This window comes from Planktothrix sp. FACHB-1355, assembly GCF_014748295.1.
GTDB classification, from domain to species: domain Bacteria; phylum Cyanobacteriota; class Cyanobacteriia; order Cyanobacteriales; family Aerosakkonemataceae; genus Aerosakkonema; species Aerosakkonema funiforme_A.
The window spans coordinates 1-4,301 of the sequence record NZ_JACJUP010000560.1 but is presented as its reverse complement, the minus strand read 5'-3'; the positions used below and the strand labels follow the sequence as shown (position 1 = coordinate 4,301).

Here is a 4,301-nt window from a genome sequence, read left to right as displayed (position 1 = left end):
ATCGCCACAATGTTTCACCCCTACACTCTAGACTATAAAGGGGGTCGAGTCATTTTAGTGGAATGGCGCTCTAGCATCTATATTTGAGAGTCAAATTTGATAATATTCTTGTGGGATAGGCATCTTGCCTGTCCCAGATTAAAATTGAGATGTTGACAACTTACCATAAATAAACTCTGACTTATCACAATTGAACCGTCTGCTATAGCAGAATGAGCAGGAAGACAAACCATGTTAACTCGTACCGCTCCTTATCAAATAACCTGGGAAAAACTCCCCGATGATTTCGTATTAGATGATGAACCTGTGGATAATATCAATCAACCACCTCTTGCTGCTGCATTGACAGAAAGCTTGCAACTTGCCGGTAGGCTATCTGCCAATGCCTTAACTTTCACAAATTACGGAATTTGTGCGACAGTCAATGACAAAATTGTGGTAAAAGCCCCAGATTGGGGTTATGTTCCCACGATCGGCGTTTCGCGAGCTGAAGTTAGGCGCAGCTATACTCCCCAACTTCAAGGAGAGATTCCCGTCATAGTGATGGAGTTTATTTCGGATACTGAGGGTAGCGAGTATTCTACGAAGCCAACTTATCCACCTGGTAAGTGGTTTTTTTACGAGCAAGTTTTGTGCGTTCCTAACTATGCTATTTTCGCTCCGGAAACTGGGGTTTTGGAAGTTTATCAACTGGATAGTTCCGGACAGTATCAGGTACGCCAAGCGGATGTAAATAATCGTTATTGGATTGCGGAGATGGGGTTGTTTCTGGGGATATGGCAAGGAAGCCGAGAAAACCGGACAGGTTTTTGGTTACGCTGGTGGGATGAACAGGGAGATCTTTTGTTATGGGGTTTCGAGTTAGCCGAACAAGAACGTCAACGGACTGAGCAGGAGCGCCAACGAGCCGAACAGGAACGCCAACGGGCCGATCGATTGGCAGCTCAGCTAAGAGCTGCGGGGATTGAGCCGGAGGTATAGGTGGGTCAAGTGCGATCGCATTTACAGGAAGTGCGATCGCACTTATTTTTTCGATTCAAATAGACTTACCTTTATTTTAATAACTTTTTTGTTTTGGCGAATTCGATCTGTAACCAATGGCACAGGTAATCACAAATCACCCTGATGTCTGGGTTCTCGAATTTGGCAAACTGCGATCGATACGCTCAAGCTATTCTTGCAACGGCAAATTTTCAGCTACTTTTACTAAAGTAACACCAACATTGCGCCAGTGGTCAGCAGGTTCGCTTCTGATTTCAGCTTGCACCCACTCCACTTCACAATAAGCTGCTAATTCTCTGACCACGCTTTTAAATCCGTGTCTGTGAACCAAATCTGCAATGCTGCGAGGAAGTGTGGAATCGTACTTTTGCAAAGACATATTTGCTTCCTTTGTTAATATTCTTTTCTGATGGAGGCTTTACTGTCGAGTTTTTATTAACCGCTCCCAGCCCTAAAGCTAAGTTTACATCACCGGATTGACACCGTTTTCAGAAAACATAACCATTTTCGGAATTTGGCTTGCTGGCAGGAATCTACCAACAGTAAGAAGTTGCTCTCGTTCGGTGACAATCGGTTATGCAGTTGTGGGATGCGGTGAGATAACGGTTTGGTAATGGTGGTGTAACTCCGTCCTTACAGTATTTAGTGGAGATACTTTTATTCTACTTTCACACGTTCCCACCTTGGCAAGTTGAATCCTTGCTTAGATTAACATAAATGTTTATCTGCAAAGTGAGTTTGAAAATTTTTTAACCAGATACAAAAATAAATAAACACTGGTTTACACAGATGTAAGTGTCACTTACTTTGGCATAAACATATGTATTGACAGCGGCTTGCTAGTGGGTAAGCTACAGGTCAATTTTAGGGGCGCGTTTTGTGATGATTCTTATCCTATATTTGATTTCATTACTTTCTTTGAGTTAGGTGTAATTTCAAAACATTCTCTATTGTGATTACTCGTCGCAATTGGTCTAATTTTATACAATTCCAGCGCCATTCTTCTGAGTCTAGTTGCAGTTCCGTAAGTTGCTGGCGATAATAAGGTTCTCGCTGGCAAATGCCAAACAACCCGCTGGCGTCCAATTGTTGTTGAGCGTTGCGAAATGATTCTACTCGTGCCCAGATATACGCTTGTCTTCCGGTCAGTCCTTTTTCCAGGGCTAAAGAAAATTTGAAGGGAAATTGAGGGCCAGCGGAATTGGATTGATTCCACAAATCTGTGCCCATGACGATCGCTCTTTTGTTAATCTTCGGGTGCAGTCCCAGCGCCAGTAGCTGATTTTCGATCGCCACAGATTGCGACTGCAATGCTTGCAAACAAAAGCTATCTGCTTCTTCTACAGATATCGCTTCGGCTTTGTTCCAACTGCAAAATCCCCTGTTGGTCGCAAAGTTGCCAGGGTCGGTATGTCCCAAATAAATAGAAGTGGGCGATCCTCTAGGGGTCAAGTTGCCTTCGGCGACGCCGACTGCGATCGCTCCCGGTGCTGTTTTGCTACCGAATAATTCGCGAATACTGAGGGGAAAATCGATCGCGTTTTGGGAAATGTTTGCATCCAGCTTAGATGAACCTGGAAATAAATCAGCTACTTCGGGAGCGATCGCACAAAACGCAGTATAAACTATTACCTCTATTATCCGCAATACCCAGTAGCGATAGTTCATAACGACCCGATAAAGAACTGGAGGAAAAAAAGCCAGAAGGTCGATCGCAAACGAACAACCTCACGGATAATTATCCTGTTATCTTTGCTAACTATCGATCGCTATAGTTTTTATAGCAACCGAATCGGCGATTAAGGCATTCTTAATTCCTGAAACCCTTGATAATAAACCTTTCTTACCCTAGCCCCTACTCCCTAGTCCCTAGCTTACATATGTCGAAACAACTCGTACTCATGGATTGCGACGGTGGCGTTGACGACTATTTATCGGTTATGTTGCTGATGACAATGACCCAAGTGCAACCGATCGGGGTGATTGTGACGCCTGCGGACTGCTATATTGAACCGGCTGTGAGTGCGACGCGGAAAATTTTAGATTTGATGGGTTGTCATGATGTACCTGTAGCGGAAAGTACAGTGCGCGGGATAAATCCGTTCCCGCGACTTTATCGACGAGATTCGTTTATTGTTGACCATCTGCCAATTTTGAACGAAAACGAGACAATTAAAACGCCGAAAGTGTCAGAATCGGGTCAAAATTTTATGGTGCGATCGCTTCAACAAGCACCAGAACCTGTCACGCTACTGGTAACTGGCCCTTTGACTACTGTAGCGAGTGCGATCGAGATATCTCCAGAGATTGAAGCAAAAATTAAACAAATTATCTGGATGGGAGGCGCACTTAACGTTCCCGGTAATGTAGAGCGTTCTTTGGAAGCGGGACAAGACGGTTCGGCGGAATGGAACGCTTACTGGGACCCCATAGCTGTAGAGAGAGTTTGGCAAACGAACATTCCGATCGTACTTTGCTCTTTAGATGTTACCAACAATGTGCCAGTAACATCGGCATTTGTGCAACGAATTGGCAAACAGCGTCGCTATCCGCTTTCCGATTTAGCAGGACAATGTTACGCGCTAGTTATTCCCCAGGATTTTTATTTTTGGGATGTTTTGGCGACAGCTTATTTGGCACATCCTGAGTTTTACCAACTGCGCGAATGGGAAACAGTTATTGTCACCAGTGGACTCAGCCAGGGTCGCACTAAAGTTGAGCCGGGTGGACGCTTAATTAAGGCGATGGAAAAAGTCGATACGGAACGCTTCTACGAGTACATTTTGCAGCAATGGAAACGATGATTCCCGATAGACGGGTGCAGAAATCACTAATTGTTTCAATCCCGTTGCCGGGATTCTGTTAATTGAAAGTCTAGCAGGATGGAAATCTTTTCTGCTGGCGGGTTGTTTCAATCCCGTTGCCGGGATTCTGTTAATTGAAAGCCTCGATCGAATCGAAGCTCTGCTTGAGGAAATCAAAGTTTCAATCCCGTTGCCGGGATTCTGTTAATTGAAAGCGCGAGGTGGCATAAGGGAAATTCAAAGAGGCCGGTTTCAATCCCGTTGCCGGGATTCTGTTAATTGAAAGATCCCCCCCGTTAACAACTACGATCAGTTAGTTAAACGTTTCAATCCCGTTGCCGGGATTCTGTTAATTGAAAGAGACAATGGACTCTTTAATATGTAAAATCGAATCATATGTTTCAATCCCGTTGCCGGGATTCTGTTAATTGAAAGGAATTTAATGGCCGCGACTAAAGACCCCTCCGATCCAGTTTCAATCCCGTTGCCGGGATT

At 44.4% G+C, this 4,301-nt stretch carries 4 protein-coding genes and 1 CRISPR repeat array; of the genes, 2 read left to right on the top strand and 2 right to left on the bottom strand.

The genetic code is table 11. The features are described 5' to 3' along the window. Window positions 1-231: 231 nt before the first annotated feature. Window positions 232-981, top strand: coding sequence for a Uma2 family endonuclease (locus H6S82_RS20615; RefSeq protein ID WP_190463753.1), 750 nt, complete (start codon window positions 232-234; stop codon window positions 979-981). A gap of 190 nt (window positions 982-1,171) precedes the next feature. On the opposite strand, the gene H6S82_RS20610 is transcribed toward H6S82_RS20615, so the two are convergent. Both H6S82_RS20610 and H6S82_RS20605 read right to left on the bottom strand, forming a co-directional pair. Then, the gene (locus tag H6S82_RS20610) at window positions 1,172-1,381 is read right to left on the bottom strand and encodes a hypothetical protein (RefSeq protein ID WP_190463754.1); all 210 of its coding nucleotides are present in this window, start codon (window positions 1,379-1,381) and stop codon (window positions 1,172-1,174) included. Between the two features lie 530 nt (window positions 1,382-1,911). Next, on the bottom strand, window positions 1,912-2,670 hold the full coding sequence (locus tag H6S82_RS20605) for a hypothetical protein (RefSeq protein ID WP_190463755.1): 759 nt from the start codon (window positions 2,668-2,670) through the stop codon (window positions 1,912-1,914). Window positions 2,671-2,882: 212 nt separating this feature from the next. On the opposite strand from H6S82_RS20605, the gene H6S82_RS20600 reads away from it, so the two are divergent. Next, window positions 2,883-3,806, top strand: coding sequence for a nucleoside hydrolase (locus H6S82_RS20600; RefSeq protein ID WP_190463756.1), 924 nt, complete (start codon window positions 2,883-2,885; stop codon window positions 3,804-3,806). 32 nt (window positions 3,807-3,838) lie between these two features. Continuing rightward, window positions 3,839-4,301: direct repeats of the CRISPR family, unit length 23 nt; unit sequence GTTTCAATCCCGTTGCCGGGATT.